We start from the raw sequence: 25815 nt of genomic DNA on the forward strand, positions 1-25815 counted from the left end.
AGGTGATTGGGTGGAAAAGGTCGCAATCTTTGTCGATGTACAAAATATTTATTACACAGTAAGAGAGAAATATCACTGTAACTTCGACTATAACGCTTTTTGGGCTGAAGTCTCCCAAGACCGTGAAATTGTAGCTGCATATGCATACGCCATTCATAAAGGTGACGAGAAGCAACGTCAGTTCCAGAATATTCTGCGTGGCATCGGTTTTGATGTGAAATTAAAGCCGTTTATTCAACGCAGTGATGGCTCCGCAAAAGGCGACTGGGATGTGGGCATTACTCTTGATGTGATTGAACATGCACCCGATGTTGATAGAATCATTTTACTGTCTGGTGATGGTGATTTCGATCTGCTGGTCGATAAAGTACAAGGCAAGTACCAAACCAAAGTTGAAATATACGGTGTTCCGGGATTGACCGCAGCCTCTTTAATTAATAGTGCTGATTTCTTCCGAGAGATAGAACAGACCTTACTACTTGGCCGTTAATTTTCGCAAACAACAGCCAATTAGGTATAAACAGCATGAAAAATGCCGATCCACTGAGTGAATCGGCATTTTTTATATTCATATATCTAAGTGCAAGCTTATACCGTATTAGTTAGCTTCAACCGCTTGATGGTGTTGGTAAACTCGACGCATTTTAGTGATTGCGCCCCAAACCATTTTCACAGGAACTAACGCAAAGTATAGAGAAGCAATAATAACCATTGCCGGGTCGGCGTAAACTGCATAATCACCATACTGAGTCATCGACAAGATCTGTGCAACAACGAATCCCATCAATACAGCCGCACTGATCACCGTATCCATCACCCACTGCTTAGATTCTGCTTCAACTAAGGCAGATTTTGTTTTCTTGTGTGCTTTTGCTAAATGCCAGTATGTTAAGTAACAACCGATCACGTTAACCACACCAAACACAACAGCAATACCTTCGTTAACATGACGACCACCAGCTAAAATAGCATCAATCGCAGAAACAAATGAAAGCAAACACATTACCATAATCACACTACCTTTCAGTGCAATAACGGCTGGCTCTAACATGGCAACTTTCAATGAATTTCCTGAAACCTTAGGGCTTCGGATATACATAGATGCTGCAAGAGAAATAAGTGTAAGCGTTAAGCTGACTAAAGAATAAGCGCCATCGAATACGATAACTAATGATCCCATCCACAAGCCAAGGCCAATCCCCATTAAGGCGAAAATTAATGAAGAAACAGTGGATATTTGTAATAAGCGACGCTCATGATAAACATGACACGACATAAAACACCTCAATGACAATTTTTTCGTCGTTGTTATTAGTTTTTATTGAACACAAGTCATACTATCCCCTATTCTAACAATAAGATAATCACTGAGCGTCGTAAATCTCGTCGCTAACGGTAAAATAACGCTAATATTTGTATGGTTTATAAACAACCCTTCAATCGCGTTATCATTTATGGAATACAGCGCATATGAAAATGAGCCAAATAGAGATGTTTATCTATGCGGTAAATACAGGTTCTATCGCAGAAGCGGCAAGAAAATTAGAAAAGAGCCGAACCACGGTAAGTGCAGCTCTAAGTGCTCTTGAAGATGACCTCGGCGTACAATTATTAACCCGTAGTGGCAACCGCATTACTCCCACTGAAATGGGGCAAGCCATTGTTAATGACTGTGAGCGTATTACTCTCATCGCTAATGATATTATTGCCAAATGTGAGCAACATAGAGATGGCGTAGAGTCTATGCTACGTATCGTGCGTGATGACTCTTTACCCGAAGAGTTATGGCGTGACTTGATCCGGCAAATGAACACACTTTTCCCTAAAACCAGTATCTCAATTTACATTTCACCAACCCCAGAAATTGTAAATATGGTCGAAGAAAATCTGGTTGATGTTGCGTATGGTTTATTGCCCTCACATCAAGATAGTCCAAGATTGTATTATTCCGATCTTGGCCAAATTCGAATGATGTCGGTTGCCCATGCCGATCACCCATTATGTAAATTGCAAAAAGTGACCAGCGGCGACTTAGAACGCTTTAAAGAAGTGGTTATTGCCTATATAGATGATGATGGATTACGAGCGGCAGCCTCACATTCCAGTAACTATTTGGGCTTAACCTTCTATGAGCACTTACGAGATGCCGTTTTAGATAAAGCCGGTTGGTCTTATGTTCCTGCTCTTTTGATTAAAGATTATCTTCGCCAAGGTACATTAAAGATGCTTAAACACAATCGTGCGATGAACTGGCAGTCTTATGGTGAAATAGTTGAAAGTGAATCTCGCCGTGGAGCTGTTGTGCAATGGTTATCAAATCAAATCGCAAACTATCTTCTTGATGTTTCTGACTAACCTTCTCGTATTTTCACTGCAAGAAATGCAATAAATTTTAAGTGAATAGTCACTTTCTCTAAAACACTCACCATTTATTGCATTTCTATCTAACAAACATCACCTCTACCAGATAACCATTCCTAGATAATCATCTATCAAAGATTTAATAACGTTGTTAAATCAATAACTAACCGTCATTATTTTGGCTAAAACTAGAAACTAAGACTAAGCTAGAAGAACACGATTGTGCTTACTTAATGATTCTGAATTTTGTTTTATTAAAATAAATCAGGCTCATTTCTAAGTAAAAAATCATAAAAGATGTGATGTAGATCTAGTTTGAACAGCGTTTTTAATTCAACATATATGCAAATTCAATCCATCACATTTTGTAGCCGACCCAATAAGAGAGCAAACCATGGTGTTGTGTATCACGATACAAAACGCCCATCTATCAAAAGAAAGTTGACGTCTCACGGATACAAAAATAAGGAAAGTTAATCATGTTAAAGAAGCTAACGGCCGAGTTTATCGGTACATTTTGGCTAGTTCTAGGCGGTTGTGGTAGTGCGGTTCTTGCAGCAGCATTTCCTGATGTAGGTATTGGCCTATTAGGTGTTGCATTAGCATTTGGTCTAACTGTTGTAACTATGGCTTATGCAATTGGTCATATTTCTGGTTGTCACTTAAACCCAGCCGTTACTGTTGGCCTATGGACTGGCGGTCGTTTCCCAGCAGCTGAAGTTGTACCTTATATCCTGTCGCAAGTACTAGGTGCTATCGCGGCAGCATATACACTGTACTTTATCGCAAGCGGTCAGCCTGGCTATGATCTTGCTGTAAATGGCCTTGCTGCTAATGGTTACGGTGCGCATTCACCAGGTCACTATGATTTGGCTTCTGGCTTTGTTATCGAAGTTATCATGAGCTTTATGTTCCTATTTGTGATTTTAGGTGTGACACACAAGCTAGCGTCACCACAAATGGCAGGTCTTGCTATCGGTCTAGCGCTAACACTTATCCACCTAATTAGCATCCCAGTAACTAATACATCTGTAAACCCTGCGCGTAGTACCGGTCCTGCTCTTGTTGTTGGTGATTGGGCTATTTCTCAGCTATGGCTATTCTGGGTTGCTCCTCTTATTGGTGCAGTTCTTGCGGGTATTGTTTACCGCTGGTTATGTCCAAACCAAGACTAACCTCTTAGGCTCTAGCCATAACTAAAAAAACGAGCGCTTAATCTTAAGCGCTCGTTTTGTTTTTACTGGTTTTATTTTATCTATTATAAATACCGTTATCTTAGCGGTGCTTTAACTGAGAAAGAATAGCTTGAATAGGATGCTTAAACTGAATCTTTTCAAATCGTTTTACTTGGCTTCGACATGAATATCCCGTTGCCAAACAACGATCAGTATCTAGCTTTTCGATATTAGGTTGCCAACTTAGCTGATAAACCTGCTTCGAGATCTCCAATTTATCTTGTTCATGACCAAACGTCCCTGCCATACCGCAACATCCAACCGCTACTGATTCTAATCGTAAACCAAAATGAGCAAAGATTGTCCCCCACTCTTTTTCTGCATTTGGTAGCTTAGTTTTTTCCGTACAATGAGCAAATAGATACCAAAGTTGATTATCGATTAGCGTTGGTTTTTCTTGACGCTCAGCTAAAATCGTCAGTAACCATTCATGAGCCAATTTAACCTCAAAATCACCACGATTTTCTGCCAAAATTTCTTTATATTCATCGCGATAGCATAAAACTAAAGCAGGATCGACCCCAACCATAGGAATATTTAGTTGCGCCAGTTGATTAAGAAACTCAGCCGTATTGGCCGCAGTTTGGCTAAATTGACGCAAAAAGCCTTTAATATGTTGTGCCTTACCATTGGGTTTAAAGGGCACTAACATAGGTTTTTTACCTAATTTCGCAATAAGTTCAACGAAGTCATACACCACGCCAGCTTCATAAAAACTGGTGAACGGGTCTTGCACAATGAGCACGTAATTTTGTCGCTCAGTCTCAGAGAGAGCTTGGAGCCAAGTTAAATCAAAGTGGGTTGCATGATGTCCATCTAAACGCTCCGCTAATGTTGGTACCGATAAAAGCGGCGTATCAATATAACCTAATGCTTTGGCAGTAAGCTTTTTCGACCAATTTGGCTTAATAAATCCATTCACTAAGCTCGGTGCTTTTGCCATAACAGGTAACATCGTTTCGATATGGGCCACCAAATAATCTTTGGCTGGACGCTGATAACGACTGTAGTAAATATGCATAAAGCGAGAGCGGAAGCTAGGAACATCCACTTTGATGGGGCATTGGCTAGCACACGCTTTACAAGCCAAACAGCCATTCATCGCTTCCATCACTTCATGAGAGAAATCATACTGATGACGTTGAGAGCCAAAGCTGTTTTTCCAGCGTTCAATGATCGCTTTTACTGATGGCTTTTGGCTTAGTAGCTCTTGTTCTAACTGCTCGGCAGAAATACCGTTTGCAGCCAATTGTCGCAACCATTCACGAACAAGCCCTGCCCGCCCTTTAGGTGAATGACGACGGTCGGAACTAACTTTCATCGAAGGACACATTGGCGAGCTGGTGTCATAATTAAAACAGAGCCCATTACCGTTACATTCCATCGCTTGTTTAAAGCTATCACGCGTGGTTATTGGAATTTGGCGATCAAACGTTCCCCTTTTTAGGCCATCAACTTGAACCAGTGGCTCATTACAACCCAAAGGAGTACAAATCTTCCCTGGGTTCATACGATTATCAGGGTCAAATGCCGCTTTAATGGTGCGTAACTGGGTAAATAATTCCGCACCAAAAAACTCAGGGCCATATTGAGAGCGAAATCCTTTACCATGCTCTCCCCACATTAAGCCACCGTATTTCGCCACCAGCGCTACAACGTGATCTGATAGCTGCTTCATTAATAGCTCTTGAGCTGGATCGCACATATCTAAGGCTGGCCGAACGTGCAGTACCCCGGCATCAACGTGGCCAAACATGCCATATTGCAATTGATGGCTATCGAGCAGTTGACGAAACTCGGCAATAAAATCGGCCAGATGCTCTGGTGGAACACAGGTATCTTCAGCAAAAGCAATTGGCTTACGGCTTCCTTTCGTGGCACCAAGTAGACCTACCGCTTTTTTACGCATCGTATAAATACGGTTGATACTGGCCAGATCATCACAAATTTGATAACCAATAATACCGGCTTGGTTGTCGGCTATCAGTTGATCGAGCTTTTGGCATAATAACTGAACTTGCTGACCATTTTCTTGCTCATCAGCACTGGCATACTCCACCATATTAATACCAAGCAGCTCTTTATTTGGCACATCCGTTAAAAGATCGCTCACGGTCGTCCAAACAATATCTTGCTTTGCCAGATTTAATACAGTGGAATCAATGGTCTCAACCGAGAGAGCATTGGCTTCAACCATCATAGGAGCATGGCGTAGTGCGGCATCAAAACTGTCGTATTTAATATTCACCAACGTCCGTGCTTTTGGTATTGGTGTGATATTTAATTTCGCTTCAGCAATAAAAGCCAAAGAGCCTTCAGCACCGCACAATAAACGGGTTAAATCAAACTGACTCAGATCGTCGTTATAAACGTGTTTTAAATCGTAACCAGTTAAAAAACGATTCAACGGTGGAAATTTTTCCACAATAGCAGAGCGGTACTGAGCACAAATCTCAGCAGTAACCTGTAACCCTTGCTGAGCAAAAGAGAGCTCTGCTTCTACAGGCTCTTCACGTTCTTGAATCGATGGTGACTGATAGTTTGGTGGCGATTGCGGCGCAGTTTCCAGTATTGAACCATCAGCAAATACCGCCGTTACCCCCAATACATGATCTGATGTCTTTCCGTATTTTAGTGAACCTTGACCTGAAGCATCGGTATTAATCATTCCACCTATGGTTGCACGATTACTGGTCGATAGATCTGGAGAGAAAAAGTAGCCCAAAGGACGCAGTGCATCATTGAGCTGATCTTTGATCACTCCGGTTTGCACTCTGACATACTGTTGATCAATATTGATCTCTAATATCTGATTTAGATGGCGTGAGAGATCCACCACGATCCCTGAGGTGAGCGACTGTCCATTGGTTCCCGTACCACCACCGCGCGGAGAAAATCGAATTGCTTGAAAATGGGGAGCGGCAGCCGCTTGTCCCAATAAAGACAGATCTTGAAGTGATTTAGGAAACACAACCGCTTGAGGCAATTGCTGATAAATACTGTTATCGGTTGAAACCGTTAATCGACTGGCATAAGAGGTTTCCACATCACCTGAAAACCCCATATTTTCTAATTGTGTTAGATAGGCTAGAACAGTAGGCTCTAGCGCTTCTTGCTGTGATAGTGCAGGTAACATTGCTCTCCTTGTACCAGTTACACTCGCATCCTGCGAAACTGGTTCCCTCTTTTGTCGTTAAGTTATTTCACTTTACCTCACAATGAGAGAGAAACAAACAAAGGGACTGAAGTTTATTGATTGCTCTGTATCTTCTCAATTTGCTTGCTGTACATGAGCCGATGATGAACATGTATGACGATAAAACCATGAACTGCAACCTAAAATCCACGTAATTAGAACCACAATAGTGATGCTTCTAATAGCGAGTACAATAAGAGAAACATTGGATAAATTAATCAACATATAGCCTGAATATAAAATCATACTACACCCAATTAAAAGGCAAGTAATTAAGCCTAGTAGATAGCGTAGATTCAAACGTTGGTACTGACGAGGTACATAATCATTGATTAAAAATATCGCAAGAACGCAACTAAAGAGATAAATATGATCAGGAGCTTGGGTTGTTCCTGCTATCAAGCCAAAAGCCACTGTGACATTAAGCCAGAACCATTTATTGGTCATACATCGAGTTAAGTTATGTTTATCTAAGTTAATCCATAGCGTAAAACCGGCAATCATAACGGAGCCAATAACCAAACTTGCCACAGTATCGCTGATAAAATGCACGCCGTACCATACTCTTGCGACAGCTTGGCTCAATGAAAATAGAACCACAGTACTAATGATTCCCACCCGCCATCGTGTTAATTGGGCCGACGGGTTATGGACCTTAATATAACGATAAACTTGAATCCCAATAAAGCTCCAAAGAACCAAAGCCATTAATGTGTGCCCACTAGGAAAGCCATAACCGGATGCAGCAACTTTCTGTAAGGCTGGGATAATATAAAAAGGTCGAGGTGACGCAATCGTTAATTTAATAATCGATGCCACCATAGTGACACTGAGCATCACGGTACTTAAGCGTAAAAAGCTTACTGGGCCAAAGGCAATTAAACATCCGAACAATACCGTAAAGATAAAACCATACTCTCCTGGTAAATTCGTTACTGTCATCCAAGAGCTAAAGATGGTCTGTTGCCATGATGATAATCCATCCACCCAGTGTTGAAACGTGAGCATTTGGGATAATTCCCATCGGTGGAGCGGATTAACCTCTTGACTTAAATTGTGATAATAAGTCACCGCGCTGTTTGGGGTTTGTTGTAACCATTTTTTAAGTAATGCAATATCATCAGGATAGCGATAATTTTTACCATCAACTTTAAATGGGTTAATCAAATAGACTTGTTTAACCTCTTTACCAAAATGAGCTGATGACCAGGATGCGACAGCAGTAAAACCACTTTTTGTTTTAAATTCGGTTACAGGAATCGGATCATTGGCAACACACGCATAGATTGCAGCTCGGCCTCGATATTGTAGAAACTTATCAACATGAACATGTAGCCCAGTTTCTTCTAGCGCTTCTTGAATAGCCGTTTGTGGTGCATTATAACCACTGTCAATGTATCCGCCTGGTAAAGCCAATTTTTCCGTAATGACCTCAGAAATCATAACAACTTTATTATCGTGGCGAATAATACAAACGGCTCCCACTATTCCTTCTGGTAAGGCTGAAGTTGTGGGAGATGCCCAAACAGAGCTCACCGAACCAAACATAAGACCAAAGAGAACAAAAAATAGGAAAAGTATCCGCTGACCAAAAGTGTTGCGCACAATAACAAGCCTTTATGACAAAAAGATCAATATACCCAGAACAATCCAACCTATATGGATCATCTGGGCATATCATACTTAGGAAAATCCTAATAGATAGCATTCTAGTCTCAGAACGTCATCAACATCAGAAATTAAGACATTTATTACTCAATTCCCCCCATTAAGGTGTATTTGGTTTCCATATATTCATCAATACCTTGGCGAGCACCTTCTCGACCTAATCCTGATTCTTTGATCCCACCAAATGGCGCTACTTCAGTCGAAATTAAGCCTTCATTAACCCCAACCATGCCATACTCTAGCGCTTCACTCATGGTAAAAGCGCGACTTAATGACTGAGTATAAACATAAGCAGCAAGTCCAGAATCGGTATTATTTGCACGAGTAATCACCTCTTCTTCTGAGTCAAAGACAAACGCAGAAGCCAGTGGGCCAAATGTTTCCTCTTGTGCCACTAACATATCATCATGTAAATCACGAATAATTGCCGGGGCAACAAAACAGTTTCCTGACGATTGAAGTGAACCCGTTACCAGAGATGCTCCTTTACTGATGGCGTCTTGAATATGACGTTCAACCTTCTCTGCTGCTGCACGATTAATTAGAGGGCCAATTGTAACCCCATCATCCAATCCATTTCCCATCTTAAGCTGTTCAACTTTTGCTTCTAGCTTAGATAAAAACAGATCGTAAATACCACGCTGAATATAAAGGCGATTAGCACACACGCAGGTTTGTCCTGCATTGCGATACTTAGCAATCATGTAACCGTCAATGGCTTTATCAAGATCTGCATCATCAAAAACAATAAATGGTGCATTGCCGCCAAGCTCAAGTGACACTTTCTTTACTGTATTTGACGCTTGTTGCATCAATAACTTACCAACTGGTGTTGAACCTGTGAATGAGATTTTCTTTACTAATTTATGAGAGGTTAATACCCCGCCAATAGCCACGGCATCACCTGTAATTACGCTAAAAAGCCCATCAGGAATACCCGCTTGTTGGGCCAATTGAGCGAAAGCAAGTGCCGTAAATGGAGTATCTGGAGCAGGCTTTAATACGACCGCACATCCAGCAGCAAAAGCAGGCGCACACTTTCGAGTGATCATGGCGGCAGGAAAGTTCCAAGGCGTGATCGCACCAACAACGCCAATGGCCTGATGAGAAACTAAAATACGTGCATCACTTTTATGACTTGGTACTATTTCACCATAAGTGCGCTTTGCCTCTTCTGCGTACCATTCGATAAAACTGGCTGCATACTGAATTTCACCTTTTGCCTCAGCCAACGGCTTTCCTTGCTCTAGCGTTAAAATCTGCGCAAGCTCATCAATATTGCTTAAAACTAATTCATACCAACGGCGTAAAATTTGACTACGCTCTTTTGCTAAGGTTTGCTTCCACTTTAAGTGAGTACTGTGAGCCATTTCTACAGCTTGTTCAGTTTCAGCACTGCCACAAAACGGAACAGAGCCAATAATCTCACCAGTAGCTGGATTGTTAATATCTGACAGACGTCCATCATTAGCACTGCGCCACTCACCAGCAATAATGGTTTGTTTCTGTACTAATAGATTGAGCAATTGACTCATAAAATACCCTCGGAAACTTCAAACTGTTTTATCATACAATTATACCAATAAAGGATATAAAAAAACTGCAAAGCTTTATCTGAAGATCAGTTAATTGTATTAAGACTCATCGACTACAAGAATAGATGACTGGCATCGTATTGTTAGGTATTTTTCAGCAAGAGAGGATATCAATAAAAGAGGAAAGGGTTTGATTAGAAGTTCAAAAATAAAGGCTGGAGTAATTTAGAATAGACATACAAAAATGTCTTAAAGCACACCAGGAAAAGCTTAACCCCTAAATATTCTTAGGGGTAAGAGAACTCATTTCGGACGGTGACCTTGAGTATATGTGCCGTTAGATTTAAACCACAGCACCTGCTCTTGTTTACGACCAATCAACATTGGACCATCATCAAAAAAGAGAAAGTTCTTCCAGTTACGTTTAAAAACGCTCCATTTGGTTTCAATAACGTTATATTTTTCATAACAGAAGAAAACGGTCGTATTATCTTCCCATTCAATAGAATCTAATAAACCGTCAGGAAGAATATTTTCATCTTCGTCCCACGCAGTCTGCCAATCCTTTGCCTCAGACCAGATATTTTTATCAAACGCCCAATCGCCTTGCTCAAAATGATCCGCATCGGCACTTTGTGAACTGATAAATTCACGCCAGATTTGTGCAGAGCGAGCTTGTGTTAACGGCTTAATTTGAGCTAAATCCGTCTCCGCTACGGGCATCGATGCGTGGGTAAAAATCCACTTGCGCGAGTAATTGTCAAGTTCGATATAATTCATTCGTTGTCCTACTACTTTATTGACAGCAAAATGTACCGTACTCAGGCAATAGATACCAGTACCAAGTGGACTTTACAGCGATTATTTAGTTACTTGCTTAGATCCCACATATTACTGACCCAACCACCAGCATGTTCATCATAGTGGTTACCATTAAACATGGGAGGAGCTTTCTCTGGTTTGGCTTGATTAAGAAGGTGAGAGATGTGAGTTGCCATAGGATCACCACTTTCCAGTAGTTGATGTCTCTGTGCGACTTCTTTGATGATTTGTAGGCGATATGATGACTTCATTTTTTTCATAACCCAATCCTCCTTCTCTGTTATTCAATTACATTGAGCAATACCCTTGAAATCAGTAGAGCCAAATAACAATAGAACTTGTTTAAAAAATCGTCAAATCACATTCATCATACTGAAATATCAGCATGATATTTGCCATATAGTTATTTCTTGATAAAACAATGAGATAACGTATCAGCTGATACATTATCGTCAGATAAGAAAACCAGAGGTTAAATAACAAGCTGATATATAAACTATATTTACAATAATTATTTTTATGAATTTTTCATGACAAAATCATAGATATTAATAAATAGTGATTAAATATCTTAATTTTGAGTTTTTTACATCAACAAATTAATTGAAAATAAGTAGAATGCATTCCTTAACTAAAATAAAAGGGATGGCTTGCCTTAACCCAGTTTCCCGAACAAACGAAAACAGACTACGATATGTATAATCTCGCAACAAATTTAGAACGTAACGCGAAATTTCGCCCTCACAATACAGCACTGATTCTTCAGGACGATAAAATCACCTATCAAGAACTCAACATCATGGTGAATAAGGTCGCTAATCACCTAACAAAGATTGGTATCAAGCCTGATGATAAAATTGCGCTTTCTTGTCCAAATATTCCAGCATTTGTTGTTAACTATTATGCGATCCAAAAAGTAGGTGCTGTTGCTGTTCCATTAAATATTCAGCTAAAAGGTACAGAGGTTGCGTACCACCTTAGCGATTCGGATGCTGTTGCGTTTATTTGTTTTCAAGGTAATGATGCTCTACCTACTGGAGAGTATGGTTATGAAGGTTTTGAGCAAACTTCAACTTGCCAACATTTTATCTTGATCGAAAGTGATAATACTGTCTGTGAAGAAAGTGATGCCGTTCACTCTTACAACCAATGGCTAAGCTCAGATAATGGCTGTTTCGATGCGGTATATCGCAAAGCAGAAGATACTTGCGTGATTCTTTACACGTCCGGAACAACGGGACATGCAAAAGGCGCGGAACTTAGCCAAAGTAATATGCTCTGTAATGCTCAGGCTTGCCAAGCGCTTACCAATCAGAAAGGCACTGATGTTAGCATTGCAGTACTTCCTTTATTTCACACCTTTGGTCAGTCTTTAATCTTAAACACGACTATTTTAACCGGCAGTGCTTTGGTTCTGATCCCTCGCTTTGTACCAAAAACAGTGATGCAACAAATGTATCAACACAAAGTGACGCATTTTGCAGGTGTACCCACCATGTATATTGGTCTACTTGCTTTTGCTGAAAAGCATGGTGCGGAATATCTCGATGAAATTGCCAAAAATATGAAAGTGGCGATTTCTGGTGGTGCTTCGATGCCGGTTGAGATCATTCGTCGTTTTGAAGAAAAGTTAAATGTACCCGTTATCGAAGGTTATGGCCTGTCAGAATCGTCTCCTGTTGCCGCTTTTAACCTACTGGAATATGAACGTAAACCAGGCAGTATTGGACAACCACTGCCCGGCGTTACCATGAAAGCAGTCGATAAAGATGGTAACGAAGTAGCGCAAGGCCAAGAAGGTGAATTATTAATCCGCGGTCATAACGTTATGAAGGGCTATTATAAAAAGCCAGAAGAAACGGCTAAAACTGTGGTTGATGGTTGGCTACACACAGGTGATATTGTTCGTTTTGACGAAGAGGGTTATGTCTACGTTGTTGATCGCCTAAAAGAAGTGATTATTCGCGGTGGCTACAATATTTACCCACGTGATATTGAAGAAACCTTTATGACCCACCCTGCGGTACATCAAATTGCGGTTATTGGTATTCCTCATAAATCTTTTGGTGAAGAGGCTAAGGCCTTTATTATGCTCAAAGAAGACGCTCAGGTTAGCGAAAAAGAGCTTATTAACTGGGGTAAAGAGCGTTTAGCTGATTACAAATACCCTCGTCATATCGAGTTGGTTACCAGTTATCCGATGACAGCAACCGGAAAAATCTTAAAACGCCTATTAAAATAATGCGTATTAAAGCGGTTTTAATCTCTTAGAGCTACGGCAATATAAGCGGAGGAAATAAGATTTTCTCCGCTTTTCTTTTTCTTGTCCGTGATCTTCCCCCTCGCTATACCCAATTTTAAGTTGCACTTACATAGCCTGACTGCTAACTTTTTATAAAAATAATGTAGGATTGTGTATGAAGTTAGCCTTTTATTTTTTAGTTAGTTTATCTCTTTTATCTTCGGTAGCTCATGCATCTTCGGGTATACAAAGCACATCTGCTATTATGCCTTTTAGTCAATATCACCAATGCGATAAAAGGCTCAACTATGATGTTTATTTTCACGGCCAACGCATCGGTAACTACAATCGACATATTCAATGGCAAGATGCTTTTAAGGCAACCGTAACCACTACGGGAAAAGCGAATGTTTTATTAACTAAATCAACATTAAATATGACATCTCATCTCTATTGGTCTGATAAAAAGCAACAATTTGTTAGCCAAGGTTATGAGCGTAAAATTAAAGGCCTACTATCTGGCAAGGTTACTGCGCAATTTCTTCGTGATGGTGAACAATCCAAATTGGTTGTCGATAAAACTCAATTACAGTTTGCAAGCAAAGACCTAACTCCAATTTTAGATGGTGATGCAATTGGAGCACAAATGCGTTACTTGCTCCTAAAAGGTGAGAAAAGCTTTGAGTTTAACTTTCAAGATACCGATGAAGTTAATCATTACTACTTTATCGTGAAAGGCGAAGAGATGATTAATACTCGATTTGGTAAGCTAAAAGCCATTCGAGTAGAGCAGACTCGTAAAAAAGATCGAAAGCTTGTGTTATGGTTTGCACCCTCTATTGATTATCAATTAGTCAGAGCAACCTATCACAGAAAACTCCTCGACCTTGAAGCGGTTCTCGTCAGTAAAAATTTCAGCTGTCACTAACGGGCGTCCCTTCCCTAACAGGTTTATTTAGCAACAGCTTTACCGCCAATAATTTTAAATGCAGGGGTTCCTCTCACTAAAGTATCGCGTGCAAAAATTGCATCGCAATAAGGGCAAGTGCACGGCGTTTTCGTATGATCTTCAACAATGCGTTCCTTGAAACACTTTACCAAAGCGCCTTTTCCACCTTTTCGATATTTAAACAAGACCCCTCGACAGCGGTTACAGATCACTTCCACCGTTCTAGAGGGACCTTTTTTATTAGGTTTTGCCATGCAATATCCTATCGAGTAAAAATATTCACTGGATCATAGCGAGATATCATCATAATTTCATCGTACATAAGCATAACGAAAGTCATTTACTGCAATATTGACGTAATAATAACAACCTAAGTAAAAAAACATCATATTATTATGTACATTACCATTATTATCACTATCATTATGGCAATGTAATTACACAGCCGAATTGACTCTTATATAGGAATAATCATGAAAAAGCTTCTTGTTCTTTTAGGTGCTGTTGCACTGCTATCTGCATGTTCACCAAAAGTGGGTAGCGAAGAGTGGTGTACTCAGCTAAAAGAAAAGCCAAAAGGCGACTGGACAGCCAATGAAGTGGGTGAATTTGCTAAAAGCTGTATTATTCGCTTTGATGATCAATCAGAGAAATAATCTTAAAAAGAGCCTTGTGGCTCTTTTTTTATACCTGCAATATCTTCGTAACGTCTTATGACATAATCAGATTCGGTAGATCTATTTTGTCCAGATGAAAAAAAAGCTCATCATCTGATGAGCTTTCTTATAGATGGTGCCCCGGGCCGGACTTGAACCGGCACAGCGCGAACGCCGAGGGATTTTAAATCCCTTGTGTCTACCAATTCCACCACCAGGGCACGCAATTCTTTATTGCGATGGAGACACCATCTTCAGTATCGCTTTCGCCATACTTACAAAATTTGGAGCGACACACGAGGTTCGAACTCGTGACCTCAACCTTGGCAAGGTTGCGCTCTACCAACTGAGCTAGTGTCGCATAATGGAGGCGCGTCCCGGAGTCGAACCGAGGTCCACGGATTTGCAATCCGCTGCATAGCCACTCTGCCAACGCGCCATCTTGTTGACCACTCTCTGTGGTACGGGTTGCATTCTACGGAATTATCAGATTGAGTCAATACTATTTTTTATCAAAACAAACCAACAGAACAAAAAAGAATCAAATAGATAACAAAGAAATCAATCCTGCTAATAAATTAAAAATTTCATTCTTTTAACAACGAATCTGATTTGAAACTTAATGATTAATTGCAGAGAATAAGCACACTAATTCACAATCTATTTAGGTAAGCTTTGTGTCTTATTGTAAGTTACCCACCCTATTCTTTATTGCTCTATACGCTTTAGTTGGGTGTAATGACCATCATCAACACACAAAAATTAACTTAGCAATTAATTATTTCTCTCAAGCTCCTGAGTCCATTTTGGCGAAAGTAAATATCTTAGGGCAGCAAGAGCGATTGGTTGCCAACTGGTTATCTCAAAATTTATATGAGGCAAGAGAGACATCGGAGTATCAACATAGCCATTTTATATCGCTCTACTCCAATCAAAGTCAGCGCCAAGGAACATCAATCTCAGCACTCGCATTAGTTGATGTTCTATTACTAAAACCAGAGTCTATTGATGAACATCAATTTGCGATCCCTAAAGGTAAACCGATACTAGCAACCACCATGAATCTTGCTCCTTTCCGCCATGATGGACTTAATCTCTTTGGCATTGATGGAGACAAAAACCGAGTATTTACCAAATATTACGATAAAGATCTGGTTGGCTTTATTTCATTGAATAACTCAAACTACGATCCAACAACTTCCGTCACCAAAAATGACATTGTGCGACTAAAAGAAACGGTTCACGAGTTAGAACAAAATCATATAAATAAAGTCATTCTAGTGAGTCAGTTTGACATGAAAACAACTCAGGCCATTATTGCAAAAGCCCAATTAACAAATATAGATGTCGTATTGACTCAGGAAGCCCCCAAAAAAGCAGTACTTGATGGTGGCACTTGCTATGCCTCATTCTCTAACCATTTTGATCAACTGGATCGATTGCAATTACAGTTTTCACAACAAGGTGCGATCACCATCTGCTCGTTTTAGTCATTAGACAACACAGATCTCATCGCAGAAATAGGAACTAATGCATAGGGATATGCACTGATCGCTTTCATCATCTCTCGTCCCAAACTTAACCGGTACTCAATCATCTCACCTTTGACAAAACCCGCAATATAGCCTGCAATAAATCCATTCGAAATACGCTTTGTTAATCCAACAGAACGATAAAAATACAGCCGAGATTGCGAGCTTTTCATGAGTTGTCTCATTCGTTCTGATATAACCAGCTTAGCCGAAGATGAAACAATAATTTCAGAACACCCTGATCGCATCAGATGGTACATACCTTCTCCTATCGTACGCCAACGTTTATGTTCATTTTCATATAAGACGAAGGCAAGATCAGCATAAGAAAGTATCTTAAGCACCCAATATTGCGACTGTTTTACTGTCCAGAAATAATGGCCACAATAACAATTAAAAATACACTTTCCACCTTGATGCTTTAATGCTTCAAGCAAAGTAACTAAGATGATCTTTGACTTATCATCTAATCGAGATACAGCAAAAGCCGATAAGTACAAAACATCAATCTGTTTGAGTTCAATAGCTCTTTCAAGCTTAGTTATCGAATAGGAAAAGAGGGTTGAAAATGCCGTATTATCTTGCCAATGGTGCTCTATAATTTGATTTCTAGCCTGATATTCAGGGTAGTAGAAATGTGGAAATTGCGCATTGCGCTGTTCAGTTAATTCTAATGATATGCCTTCATCGAGGCAAACTTGCTTCCATGCTTGAGTAAAGGGATCTAATCCAACAGCGGTAGCAAAATCTATATTGAACTGTTTAGAACGCCCTAAACGAGCTAGATAAACTGCGATATGAAAATCATCACCACCTATGGTCTGACAAATAGGATAATGACTTAATTCGACATAGCATTCACCCAATACAGCTATTCTCATCTCTCTTGCCTTTTCACCGCCTTTAATATTAAGCGTAATTCATTGTGGCCACAGCACCGCATTAGAAAAGTTTGGATTTCGTCAATTTCTAGTTAAATATTCCATTAGCCTACAATGTATGCTGCAAAATGATACAATTGTATCTATGAATCAATAAATTAAATCGAGACTCGGTATGGAAGTCGAACAAATAGAAATATTGAATTTTATTAATCAACAGCCCCCTTTCGATCTCTTACCTGAAGAAAAACAACAAGAAATCGCGGTTGAAATTGAGATTGCTTATTATCGTTCGGGCACTACGATTCTCAACATTGGTGACCAAATTCATGACCTGTATTTATTGCGTAGCGGTGCGGTAGAAATTTATCGCCGCAACGGAGAATTATACGATCGACTTGAAGAAGGTGATGTCTTTGGTCAAGTCGGGTTACTAATGAATAACCGAGTTCGTATGCCAGCTAAAGCGCTAGAAGATACTCTGCTCTACTGCATTCCAGAACCTATATTTAGTGCACTTTGCGATGAATTTGATAATTTTTCTGAATTTTTTGAGGTTAGAGATACTGCTCGACTTCGTAATACAGTATCAACTCAGCAAGATGAAAATGATTTAACCACATCAAAAATCAAAACCTTGTTAACCCGAGAAGCCGTTATTATCGAAAATCACTGTACGATTCAATACGCTGCTCAAACGATGGCAGATGAGAGTATTTCCTCTCTGTTAATCAGTGATCCTGAAATCAATCCAGAAGATGACGAGTTAGATCCTATTGTTGGTATTATTACAGATAGAGATCTTTGTACGCGAGTGCTCGCCCAAGGGCTTGATGTAAATCTTCCAGTTAAAGACGTGATGTCGACCAATTTAATCACTCTTGATCATAATGCTTATGTTTTTGAAGCTATGTTAACCATGCTTCGTTGTAACGTGCACCATTTACCAGTTATGCGAAACCAAAAAGCGCTTGGTGTGCTGAGCATGTCTGATATTGTTCGTTATGAATCACAAAATAGTTTGCTTTTAGTCAGTTCAATCTATCAACAACAGACCGTGGAAGAGCTAGTCGCCATTTCTAAACAGGTTAAAGACTGCTTTGTTCGTATGGTGAACGAAGATGCAAACTCACATATGATAGGGAGCGCGATGGCTGAAATAGGTCGAAGCTTTAAGCAACGACTTTTAGAATTAGCTGAAGAACAACTTGGCCATCCACCAATTCCATATTGTTTTCTTGCGTTAGGCTCAATGGCTCGTGATGAACAATTAATGGTAACCGATCAAGATAATGCCATTATTTTAGATAACAGTTATGATCCTGAAAAACACGGCCAATATTTTGCCGATCTTGCTCAATTTGTTTGTGATGGCCTAGCAGCTTGTGGCTATAGCTATTGTGAGGGAGAAATTATGGCAATTAACCCTGAGTGGCGAAAAACACGTCGTGAATGGGAACTCTGCTTTGCCGATTGGATTGATAACCCTAAACCACAAGCACTCCTTAACAGCTCCATATTTTTTGATTTAGACGGGGTATGGGGGCGCACTAAATGGGCTAAACAGCTCAATGGTTTTATTGTTAAAAAAGCGCGTAATAATCAGCGATTCTTAGCTTGCCTTGCCAGAAACGCTTTAAATAGAACGCCACCGTTAGGCTTTTTTAAAGATTTTGTGATGGAAAAAAATGGGCAGCATAATAATTCCATCAATTTGAAACGCCGCGGAACCGCCCCGCTTGCGGATTTAATCCGAGTACACGCTCTTGCTGCTGGCTCTCGTTCTCAAAACTCACTAGAGCGACTTGATGATGTTATCGAAGCGGGTATTTTGCCGCCAGGACGTGGGCCCGATCTACGAGATGCCATGGAATATATCTCTTTAGTTCGTATTCGACATCAAGCGCTCGATATTGAAGCAGGGATAGAACCCGATAACAGTATTGAACCAGAAAATATGTCAGATTTTGAGCGTCGAAACCTCAAAGATGCATTCCAAATTTTAAGTAAAGCGCAAAACTTCTTAAAGTTTCGTTATCAGCCAACTCGAAAATAAGGAGCTAAAAATGCAAGAAATAGCGCACTTTATTCGAGGTGGACAAGCGCCAAACTGGCAACAACGCTATCAAGAGCGATTATCTAAAACTCAAGATCTTCGTCTACGTCATTTTTATCAAACTGGAATGATTGACGGTAATACACCGCTAAAAGACGTACCATTTGTTGCGCTGGATTTTGAAACAACCGGGCTTAACTCCAAAACAGACGATATTGTTTCAATTGGTTTGATCCCTTTTACAATCCAACGTATTTATAGCAAACAAGCTCAACATTGGGTGGTGAAGCCTAAACGCCCTCTTGCTGAAGAGTCTGTGGTTATTCATGGGATTACCCACTCAGATATTCAAGCAGCACCCGACCTGAAACGGATTCTCGATCAGGTCTTAGATGCGTTAGCAGGAAAAGTAGTAGTGGTGCATTATAAAACCATTGAGCGCCAATTTATGGATGCAGCATTACAGCTAAGAATCGGCGAAGGTATTGAGTTTCCTGTGGTTGATACTTTAGCGTTAGAGTATGAAATTGAGCGGCAAAAACACAGTGGATTTTGGAATCGATTACGCGGAAGAAGACCTGGCTCGGTTCGTCTTAACAAATGCCGTGAACGTTATGGTTTACCAACCTATCAGCCTCACCATGCTCTTACCGATGCAATTGCTACCGCAGAGTTACTGCAGGCCCAAATAGCTTATCACTTCACTCCTGAGACCCCTATCTGTCAAATATGGGAATAATAAAAAGGCGCAGTTGGATTTTTGAACCCACTGCGCCTAATTCTTTATTTACCGATATTCAACTTAACGAAAACGTTCTGTTCTAAAGCCCATCAGCAAACTTACACACATCAAAAATAGAATAAATGTAAACGGTAAGGCTGTTGATATTGTACCGGCTTGAAGTGCTTGAATAGCCTGCGTACCACCAACCCACAATAGTGCAATCGCAATCGCACCTTCAATGGCAGCCCAGAAAATACGTTGAGGTACTGGGTTATCCACTTTACCACCAGCGGTAATACTATCGATTACAAGCGAACCGGAGTCTGAAGACGTGATAAAGAATACCAATACAAGCAGAACCGAAATAATCGATAAGATTGAACCAAATGGCAATGCGTCATACATCTGGAACATCGCAAGTGGAACTTCTTTCAGACCATTTGCACCCAAGGTACCAATATGATCAATAACCTGATGAATTGCTTGACCACCAAATGCTGACATCCAAATCGTTGTTACTACTGTTGGAACAATCAAAACAGCGATTAAGAATTCACGAACTGTACGGCCTTTTGATACGCGAGCAATAAATGAACCTACAAATGGAGACCATGAAATCCACCATGCCCAATAGACAACAGTCCAGTCATGTAACCAAGCTTCATCAGGACGATCATATGGATTGCTTAGTGGAATAAAGTTCTTCACATAACCCATAATGGTTTTTGGTAGTGTATCGGCAAAAGCACCAAAACCCACCAAAATAACGAAAACTAACAGCACAATAGCAACAAGCATGTTGATATTACTAAGTAGTTTTACGCCAGAATCAATACCTTGAGATACCGAGTAAATCGCAATCAGTGTAACAACAACAATAATGGATATTTGCAGCGTTAAACCATCAGAGATACCAAATACATGGTGCATACCGCTGGCCGCTTGTTGAGCACCTAATCCTAACGATGTTGCTAAACCAAACAATGTCGCTAATACCGCCAAGATATCAATGATGTGTCCAGCCCAACCCCAAGTACGATCACCTAGCAGTGGATAAAAGACCGAGCGAATCGATAATGGCAAACCTTTATTGTAGGCAAAAAATGCCATCGCTAAGGCAACAACACCATAAATAGCCCATGGATGCAGTCCCCAATGGTACATGGTCGCACCCATTGCAACTTCAACCGCTTGCGGGGTATCAGGTGTCACACCTAATGGTGTACCTGCCCAGCCAGTGTAATAAGCAACAGGCTCTGCAACACTCCAGAACATTAAGCCGATACCCATACCTGCGGCAAACAGCATGGCTAACCAAGACATGGTTGAGTGCTCAGCTTCTGCGTCTTGACCACCTAATCGAATTCGGCCATAAGGTGATACAATTAAAGCCACACAAAATAAAACAAAAATGTTACCTGCCCAGATAAAGAGAGAATCAAATTGATTGATTATGGCAGACTTAACACCACTAAGTGTTGCATTTGCTGTAGCAGGATCGCTAACTAGAATAGCGATTAAAAAGAGGATGATTAGACCAGCACTAATACCAAATACGGCGTTATGAACATCAAAACCCCATTTTTGGATATTATCCTGACCAATTGTATAGTCCGTATTTTCAATACTATATTTATCGTGTTTTCTCATTATTTATTATGCCTTATATTCGGCATACCTATTTATTTAGCCCTATAAACATTTTCTTACCATTTATATATAACCATTTGTTTTACTGTGATGTCAACAGGAATAATCCTGCTCAAGCATTTCATAACCTGATGAATATGCGTTAAAAGTGTGCATTTTCAGTGCATAATAGCAAGGGAATCGCTCAAGCAAAATCATTCGCCCTCTAAACATTTCAAGCTAATAACAATACATAAGTGGTCATCATCATTTCATAGCGACAAAAAAATTGGCATAAAAAAACCCATACTCCCTAAAGTATGGGTTCAATCTCATGAAAGGCAAATAATACCAATCTATTGCTTGCAAAATGCCTTAAAGCTCAAAGTCATCAAACTCGTCAGTATCTACCTGACGCTCTAAAAAGGCGACAAGATCATCATGTCCACCAATATACTTGCCATCAAGAATAATTTGAGGGACCGTTCGTACCGTTACGTTGGCAACTTGCTCGATAAATTCAATCATCTCTTCTTTGGCCAAATCCTGACCTAAAACCAATGTTGTGTATTCTGTACCACGCCCATCTAAAATGGCTTTTGCTTTCACGCAATATGGACAATTTGGCTGAGTAATAACTAGATTTGAAAATTGAGCCAGTTGCTCTTGAGTCAGAGATGTCATGGAAGATCCACCTAGAGATAATAAATCAAAGGTAGAAGATAAAAGAAACGGTAAAGTGAGTAAATTACAATCTCAATACTAATATCATAAAAGAACTGAAAATAAAGTTATCATATTGATTATAAACAACTAATATTTATTGGTATCTTTGTTGAAACTTTATGCAATATGGAAGATAGTAAAGCTACTACACCATAAAATGTCATATAACTGAAACATTTCTTCTCTAGCATGACGAAAATTTTATACCAAGAAAATATTTAATATGGAGAACTCAATACCAATGCCGCTAACTCCTTATAATCACTATAATAAAGGTGAATTAACTCAACTTCTTGATATTGCAAGAGAAGCGATTCGGGGGCATTTATTTGATGATCCTAGTGGCATTCCTGAACTAGAACTCTACACAAAAAAAATGCGCCTGCCAGCAGCTTGTTTCGTTACATTAGAAGTTGCAGGACAGCTACAAGGAAGTATTGGCACAACTCGTCCAACCTTACCTCTTGTACTGGAAATTCATAATAAAGCGATTTCAAGTGCTTATGAAGATCGTCGTTTTATGCCATTAGCAGAAGAGCAGCTTGATACTTTAACCATTGAAGTTTCAGTATTATCACAGTTAGAACCGCTTAAATTTGAAGACGAAGCCGCATTGGTTGAGTACTTGTCTCAACATCAAATCGGAGTACAGCTAACTTTTGAACATAAACAAGCCGTTATGTTACCCCAAGCTTGGTGTCACTACACCACTCCAAGTAAATTTATTCAGATGTTAAAACTTAAGGCTGGGCTGGCTATGAATTTTTGGCATCCTGATATTGTGATTGAGATTTTTACCGTAGATTCACTGAAAGAAAAGTATAACTCCATTAGAGGTCAATATTTTTAACCGATATAACCATTTGATGTATATTGATTTATTTTAAACCAGCAACATTCAGAAGTTTTCAGTTATCAATAAAAGTAAATCTTTGCATAATGTTTACTCAGCCGATTCATTACATAGGATTCACACACATGAGAAAAATCTTTGCACTTACAGCCGCGGCCCTTCTTGCCCTTGTTACATTAACAGGATGTCAATCTACAGGTGGAAAAAATGTAGGTGAAGGCGAATGGGCTAAATTGGCAGAAAAAACAGTTAACTTCAAATCAGAAACAGATACTGTTACGCCAAACCCAATGTTTGTAAATCGCAGCTTTTCTCATGTAAAACTAACTTGTACTCAAGGCACAGTGGATATTAAGGATATCACGGTAAATTATACGGATGGTTCAAGCCAAAAGCTGGATACACTTGGGATATTAACTAAAGGTTCATCAACTCGCGCAATGAAGCTAAATGATGATACTAAAAAAGTAAAAAACATTGAGATGCAATACAGCAGCCTAGGTAATCAAACACTGAACCTTGCTGGTGTGACGAAAAAAGCCAAAGTTGAAGTCCTGGGTAAGCGTAGTGTAACAACAAATCAATAAGTGATTAAAAACGACGTTACTTAAGCAACCGCACTATAAAAAAGCAAATACGCCATATTGTATTTGCTTTTTTTACTATAACGACAGCACTGTAGTCTAATAATAAAACGCTTTTTTACTTTACTGGCCAGTAACTTTATTTCGATATCGTCACATCCACCCATACCAATCTGTGGTCAGTGTATGCAGTCAAAGTCTCTTTACCATTGTAGTTTGTTATCCACGCTCGCTTTGGATCTTTTTTATCTGGCCAAAAAACGCCACTGTTTTGTATATGACAGTGAGTAGAAGGTAAAACATAATCGAGCCGTAATCCCGATACGTGAGTCCAAATATCTGGCTTGCCATTACGCTTTTGGTAGGCCCGCTTGTATTTCCCCCCCAAACTTGCCGGTACTTTCGCACCTGTTGCGACACTTTTTTCAATTAAAGGATGATTAAGGAGAGTGTTAATTCCAGCTCTAATCCCATCACCATCTATAGGATCTGCATTGAGATCCCCCATAATTACAAAAGGCTGCTGCAAATTTATGCCAGAAGTTCGCCCTTGATCGGATACCAAATAATCAGCACCATCGATGATATCGACCAACAATCGCAGTTCATCATGATTACGTTTAGCATTACGGCGCTCTTCACCATCAAAAACAGGAGGCGTTGGGTGACAACAAAGAATATTGATAATTTGTTCATCATATTCAATGGGTACACAGACATGGTTTTTTGATGACAACGGCAGTACGGCTTGAGCTTGTGGTGAGTAATACTGGGTTGGTAATAAAGCGTTCGGCATCTGTTGCCAGAGCAGCGTCTGCCAAGACTGAATGTCATCGATTTTTATAGGATATTTCGATAGTAAGACAAAACTATAATGTCCATGAAACAATCCAAATCCTAACCCATCTTCAGGAAGCGAAATAATCCCGTCGTTATTTAAATCAACTGGACTTAATTTTCCAGTATTAGATGACGGGCAATAGGAATACGGGTAGTGAATTGGTGACACATCATATTGAGAACGGTTGAGATAATGACGGCAAAAATTTTGCAGAGCGCCGTTATCTCCCCCTTCACCTAAATGGTCAAATTCACACAAGAGTAATACATCAGGACGCACACTTTGTATGGTTGCTGCAATTTTCTTAAAACGCAAAGAATCTAAAGTGGCAGTCTGCTCTAAAATAGCTGTCTCAGAATCCGCAGACATTGCCACATTAAAAGAAGCAAATCGAATCATAACTGTTTATTGAATATTATTTTAGTGGCAGTTTATTCAACTAATTGGCTTATTGCCACCTGCATCTGTTGCGCATTCGACATTGCCCGATTTTTCACATCAAATCGAGGTTCAAAAACCGATTTAAAACATTCTCGCTCAATACCATTATTCTGTTTTAACCATTGGCCTACTTCTAACAATAGAAAAGAGGGTCTCATATGAGCTGCTTGGTACAGTCGACCGAGCCAAAATAGATCCCATTGGCTTCCACACAGGACCACTTCATAATGACCCAAGACCTGATTTAAGTGTTGACAAACATCTCCAACATTTAATCCTTTGGTTATTAGTTCTTGTCTTGAACGATGGTGGAGTTGTTGTTCAGCAAAATCATCCCAATAACTCCATTGCGTTGCTGATGAAAGAGGATTAATCAGCAAGCTATATCCCTCAGCGTCAGGCAATGCGTACCCTACTTCGATTGGATATGATTGGTCAGAAAGACCAGATGCTTCAAAATTTAGAATTGCCCACATATAGCACACTCCCTGATGCATACGTACATTTCATACAATCCGATGACATCCTTTCATCGAAATTAAAATAAAAACAAATCCCAAAATTATACTTGCTTGGTTCTTATTTCTTAACTGTAGCTGTTTTTTACCCATTCTGTAGATTTAAAATGTAACAAATAACCGTTTTGCTCCTTTTTTAGTACTCATCAATTATTTATTACACTTTTAACCCATTCCTAAACTACCAGAAACGCCACCATAAATATGTGACAAAGGACTTAAATATTTCTTATGACGTTCTTAATAAGCACTTTGTTATACCAATAAAACAACCCAAGAAACAAAACCAGTAATATTCATCAAACTAAGTAATCAACAAATTGAAAATACTTCCAGTACTTGGACTCAGCTACCTTTAGTATTAGG

23 protein-coding genes and 3 tRNA genes are annotated in these 25815 nt (G+C 39.8%); 11 read left to right on the forward strand and 15 right to left on the reverse strand.

Features of this window, described 5'->3' with window-relative positions; all coding sequences use genetic code 11:
* Positions 1 to 10 precede the first annotated feature (10 nt).
* Positions 11 to 490 carry an NYN domain-containing protein gene (locus WAX86_RS09495; protein ID WP_341488705.1) on the forward strand — a complete coding sequence of 160 codons (480 nt, stop codon included), beginning with the start codon at positions 11 to 13 and terminating at the stop codon, positions 488 to 490.
* 108 nt (positions 491 to 598) lie between these two features.
* On the opposite strand, the gene WAX86_RS09500 is transcribed toward WAX86_RS09495, so the two are convergent.
* Positions 599 to 1276: a cation transporter gene (locus WAX86_RS09500; protein WP_036763538.1), complete on the reverse strand. Its 678-nt coding sequence runs from the start codon at positions 1274 to 1276 to the stop codon at positions 599 to 601.
* 194 nt (positions 1277 to 1470) lie between these two features.
* On the opposite strand from WAX86_RS09500, the gene WAX86_RS09505 reads away from it, so the two are divergent.
* Both WAX86_RS09505 and aqpZ read left to right on the forward strand, forming a co-directional pair.
* On the forward strand, positions 1471 to 2355 hold the full coding sequence (locus WAX86_RS09505; protein WP_005298634.1) for a LysR family transcriptional regulator: 885 nt from the start codon (positions 1471 to 1473) through the stop codon (positions 2353 to 2355).
* Between the two features lie 485 nt (positions 2356 to 2840).
* On the forward strand, positions 2841 to 3536 hold the full coding sequence (gene aqpZ / locus WAX86_RS09510) for an aquaporin Z (protein WP_005298632.1): 696 nt from the start codon (positions 2841 to 2843) through the stop codon (positions 3534 to 3536).
* A gap of 100 nt (positions 3537 to 3636) precedes the next feature.
* On the opposite strand, the gene WAX86_RS09515 is transcribed toward aqpZ, so the two are convergent.
* From WAX86_RS09515 to WAX86_RS09535, 5 genes are all read right to left on the reverse strand, one after another.
* A complete protein-coding gene (locus tag WAX86_RS09515) occupies positions 3637 to 6732 on the reverse strand; it encodes an FAD-binding and (Fe-S)-binding domain-containing protein (RefSeq protein WP_341488706.1) in 3096 nt (1031 codons plus the stop codon).
* Positions 6733 to 6867: 135 nt separating this feature from the next.
* Positions 6868 to 8397 carry a phosphatase PAP2 family protein gene (locus tag WAX86_RS09520; RefSeq protein ID WP_341488707.1) on the reverse strand — a complete coding sequence of 510 codons (1530 nt, stop codon included), beginning with the start codon at positions 8395 to 8397 and terminating at the stop codon, positions 6868 to 6870.
* A gap of 146 nt (positions 8398 to 8543) precedes the next feature.
* On the reverse strand, positions 8544 to 9995 hold the full coding sequence (locus WAX86_RS09525; protein ID WP_341488708.1) for an NAD-dependent succinate-semialdehyde dehydrogenase: 1452 nt from the start codon (positions 9993 to 9995) through the stop codon (positions 8544 to 8546).
* Positions 9996 to 10298: 303 nt separating this feature from the next.
* Positions 10299 to 10775: a DUF2947 domain-containing protein gene (locus WAX86_RS09530; RefSeq protein ID WP_065170945.1), complete on the reverse strand. Its 477-nt coding sequence runs from the start codon at positions 10773 to 10775 to the stop codon at positions 10299 to 10301.
* Positions 10776 to 10864: 89 nt separating this feature from the next.
* Positions 10865 to 11077: a hypothetical protein gene (locus tag WAX86_RS09535; RefSeq protein WP_044173700.1), complete on the reverse strand. Its 213-nt coding sequence runs from the start codon at positions 11075 to 11077 to the stop codon at positions 10865 to 10867.
* Positions 11078 to 11511: 434 nt separating this feature from the next.
* On the opposite strand from WAX86_RS09535, the gene WAX86_RS09540 reads away from it, so the two are divergent.
* Positions 11512 to 13059 carry a long-chain fatty acid--CoA ligase gene (locus tag WAX86_RS09540; RefSeq protein ID WP_068969064.1) on the forward strand — a complete coding sequence of 516 codons (1548 nt, stop codon included), beginning with the start codon at positions 11512 to 11514 and terminating at the stop codon, positions 13057 to 13059.
* Positions 13060 to 13234: 175 nt separating this feature from the next.
* Positions 13235 to 13987, forward strand: a complete 753-nt coding sequence (locus WAX86_RS09545; RefSeq protein WP_239970660.1) for a DUF3108 domain-containing protein — start codon at positions 13235 to 13237, stop codon at positions 13985 to 13987.
* Between the two features lie 23 nt (positions 13988 to 14010).
* On the opposite strand, the gene WAX86_RS09550 is transcribed toward WAX86_RS09545, so the two are convergent.
* Positions 14011 to 14262 carry a hypothetical protein gene (locus WAX86_RS09550; protein WP_044175990.1) on the reverse strand — a complete coding sequence of 84 codons (252 nt, stop codon included), beginning with the start codon at positions 14260 to 14262 and terminating at the stop codon, positions 14011 to 14013.
* A 219-nt stretch (positions 14263 to 14481) separates the two neighbouring features.
* Here WAX86_RS09550 and WAX86_RS09555 point away from each other — a divergent pair, with 219 nt between their 5' ends.
* A complete protein-coding gene (locus tag WAX86_RS09555; protein WP_005298611.1) occupies positions 14482 to 14664 on the forward strand; it encodes a DUF3012 domain-containing protein in 183 nt (60 codons plus the stop codon).
* 134 nt (positions 14665 to 14798) lie between these two features.
* Here the strand turns inward: WAX86_RS09555 and WAX86_RS09560 are convergent.
* The 3 genes from WAX86_RS09560 to WAX86_RS09570 all read right to left on the reverse strand — a co-directional run bounded on the left by WAX86_RS09560 (position 14799) and on the right by WAX86_RS09570 (position 15103).
* Positions 14799 to 14885, reverse strand: a tRNA-Leu gene (locus WAX86_RS09560).
* 64 nt (positions 14886 to 14949) lie between these two features.
* Positions 14950 to 15025, reverse strand: a tRNA-Gly gene (locus WAX86_RS09565).
* A 4-nt stretch (positions 15026 to 15029) separates the two neighbouring features.
* A tRNA-Cys gene (locus tag WAX86_RS09570) sits at positions 15030 to 15103 on the reverse strand.
* 238 nt (positions 15104 to 15341) lie between these two features.
* On the opposite strand from WAX86_RS09570, the gene WAX86_RS09575 reads away from it, so the two are divergent.
* A complete protein-coding gene (locus WAX86_RS09575) occupies positions 15342 to 16154 on the forward strand; it encodes a hypothetical protein (RefSeq protein ID WP_341488709.1) in 813 nt (270 codons plus the stop codon).
* Here the strand turns inward: WAX86_RS09575 and WAX86_RS09580 are convergent.
* Positions 16151 to 17077: a PfkB family carbohydrate kinase gene (locus WAX86_RS09580; protein WP_341488710.1), complete on the reverse strand. Its 927-nt coding sequence runs from the start codon at positions 17075 to 17077 to the stop codon at positions 16151 to 16153. The genes WAX86_RS09575 and WAX86_RS09580 overlap by 4 nt on opposite strands.
* Positions 17078 to 17252: 175 nt before the next feature.
* Between WAX86_RS09580 and WAX86_RS09585 the strand changes: the two genes are divergently transcribed.
* Both WAX86_RS09585 and WAX86_RS09590 read left to right on the forward strand, forming a co-directional pair.
* Entirely contained in the window at positions 17253 to 19133 is a 1881-nt protein-coding gene (locus tag WAX86_RS09585) for a DUF294 nucleotidyltransferase-like domain-containing protein (protein ID WP_065170950.1), read from the forward strand.
* Between the two features lie 10 nt (positions 19134 to 19143).
* Positions 19144 to 19872, forward strand: coding sequence for a 3'-5' exonuclease (locus WAX86_RS09590; RefSeq protein ID WP_176286326.1), 729 nt, complete (start codon positions 19144 to 19146; stop codon positions 19870 to 19872).
* A gap of 63 nt (positions 19873 to 19935) precedes the next feature.
* Here WAX86_RS09590 and WAX86_RS09595 read toward each other — a convergent pair whose 3' ends face one another.
* Positions 19936 to 21507, reverse strand: coding sequence for a BCCT family transporter (locus WAX86_RS09595; protein WP_081282929.1), 1572 nt, complete (start codon positions 21505 to 21507; stop codon positions 19936 to 19938).
* A 354-nt stretch (positions 21508 to 21861) separates the two neighbouring features.
* The gene (locus tag WAX86_RS09600; protein WP_044175245.1) at positions 21862 to 22170 is read right to left on the reverse strand and encodes a glutaredoxin domain-containing protein; all 309 of its coding nucleotides are present in this window, start codon (positions 22168 to 22170) and stop codon (positions 21862 to 21864) included.
* A gap of 265 nt (positions 22171 to 22435) precedes the next feature.
* On the opposite strand from WAX86_RS09600, the gene amrA reads away from it, so the two are divergent.
* The gene (amrA, locus tag WAX86_RS09605) at positions 22436 to 23062 is read left to right on the forward strand and encodes an AmmeMemoRadiSam system protein A (RefSeq protein WP_227000323.1); all 627 of its coding nucleotides are present in this window, start codon (positions 22436 to 22438) and stop codon (positions 23060 to 23062) included.
* 128 nt (positions 23063 to 23190) lie between these two features.
* Positions 23191 to 23652, forward strand: a complete 462-nt coding sequence (locus tag WAX86_RS09610) for a DUF2541 family protein (RefSeq protein WP_081282930.1) — start codon at positions 23191 to 23193, stop codon at positions 23650 to 23652.
* A 136-nt stretch (positions 23653 to 23788) separates the two neighbouring features.
* Here the strand turns inward: WAX86_RS09610 and WAX86_RS09615 are convergent, their stop codons facing one another.
* Together WAX86_RS09615 and WAX86_RS09620 are read right to left on the reverse strand one after the other, a co-directional pair.
* Positions 23789 to 24889, reverse strand: coding sequence for an endonuclease/exonuclease/phosphatase family protein (locus WAX86_RS09615; RefSeq protein ID WP_341488711.1), 1101 nt, complete (start codon positions 24887 to 24889; stop codon positions 23789 to 23791).
* A 32-nt stretch (positions 24890 to 24921) separates the two neighbouring features.
* Positions 24922 to 25407 (reverse strand): hypothetical protein, encoded by a 486-nt coding sequence (locus WAX86_RS09620; RefSeq protein WP_065170955.1) that lies wholly within the window; start codon positions 25405 to 25407, stop codon positions 24922 to 24924.
* Positions 25408 to 25815 lie beyond the last annotated feature (408 nt).

It is taken from the genome of Photobacterium damselae subsp. damselae, assembly GCF_038086725.1.
Lineage (GTDB): Bacteria > Pseudomonadota > Gammaproteobacteria > Enterobacterales > Vibrionaceae > Photobacterium > Photobacterium damselae.

Coding starts and splice junctions, on each gene's coding strand:
- WAX86_RS09530 (WP_065170945.1), bottom strand. CDS start 10,775: ATGAATTATATCGAACTTGACAATTACTCGCGCAAGTGGATTTTTACC.
- WAX86_RS09590 (WP_176286326.1), top strand. CDS start 19,144: ATGCAAGAAATAGCGCACTTTATTCGAGGTGGACAAGCGCCAAACTGG.
- WAX86_RS09585 (WP_065170950.1), top strand. CDS start 17,253: ATGGAAGTCGAACAAATAGAAATATTGAATTTTATTAATCAACAGCCC.
- WAX86_RS09550 (WP_044175990.1), bottom strand. CDS start 14,262: ATGGCAAAACCTAATAAAAAAGGTCCCTCTAGAACGGTGGAAGTGATC.
- WAX86_RS09595 (WP_081282929.1), bottom strand. CDS start 21,507: ATGAGAAAACACGATAAATATAGTATTGAAAATACGGACTATACAATT.
- WAX86_RS09525 (WP_341488708.1), bottom strand. CDS start 9,995: ATGAGTCAATTGCTCAATCTATTAGTACAGAAACAAACCATTATTGCT.
- WAX86_RS09540 (WP_068969064.1), top strand. CDS start 11,512: ATGTATAATCTCGCAACAAATTTAGAACGTAACGCGAAATTTCGCCCT.
- aqpZ (WP_005298632.1), top strand. CDS start 2,841: ATGTTAAAGAAGCTAACGGCCGAGTTTATCGGTACATTTTGGCTAGTT.
- WAX86_RS09515 (WP_341488706.1), bottom strand. CDS start 6,732: ATGTTACCTGCACTATCACAGCAAGAAGCGCTAGAGCCTACTGTTCTA.
- WAX86_RS09620 (WP_065170955.1), bottom strand. CDS start 25,407: ATGTGGGCAATTCTAAATTTTGAAGCATCTGGTCTTTCTGACCAATCA.
- WAX86_RS09610 (WP_081282930.1), top strand. CDS start 23,191: ATGAGAAAAATCTTTGCACTTACAGCCGCGGCCCTTCTTGCCCTTGTT.
- WAX86_RS09615 (WP_341488711.1), bottom strand. CDS start 24,889: ATGATTCGATTTGCTTCTTTTAATGTGGCAATGTCTGCGGATTCTGAG.
- WAX86_RS09535 (WP_044173700.1), bottom strand. CDS start 11,077: ATGAAAAAAATGAAGTCATCATATCGCCTACAAATCATCAAAGAAGTC.
- WAX86_RS09545 (WP_239970660.1), top strand. CDS start 13,235: ATGAAGTTAGCCTTTTATTTTTTAGTTAGTTTATCTCTTTTATCTTCG.
- WAX86_RS09600 (WP_044175245.1), bottom strand. CDS start 22,170: ATGACATCTCTGACTCAAGAGCAACTGGCTCAATTTTCAAATCTAGTT.
- WAX86_RS09505 (WP_005298634.1), top strand. CDS start 1,471: ATGAAAATGAGCCAAATAGAGATGTTTATCTATGCGGTAAATACAGGT.
- WAX86_RS09580 (WP_341488710.1), bottom strand. CDS start 17,077: ATGAGAATAGCTGTATTGGGTGAATGCTATGTCGAATTAAGTCATTAT.
- WAX86_RS09500 (WP_036763538.1), bottom strand. CDS start 1,276: ATGTCGTGTCATGTTTATCATGAGCGTCGCTTATTACAAATATCCACT.
- amrA (WP_227000323.1), top strand. CDS start 22,436: ATGGAGAACTCAATACCAATGCCGCTAACTCCTTATAATCACTATAAT.
- WAX86_RS09555 (WP_005298611.1), top strand. CDS start 14,482: ATGAAAAAGCTTCTTGTTCTTTTAGGTGCTGTTGCACTGCTATCTGCA.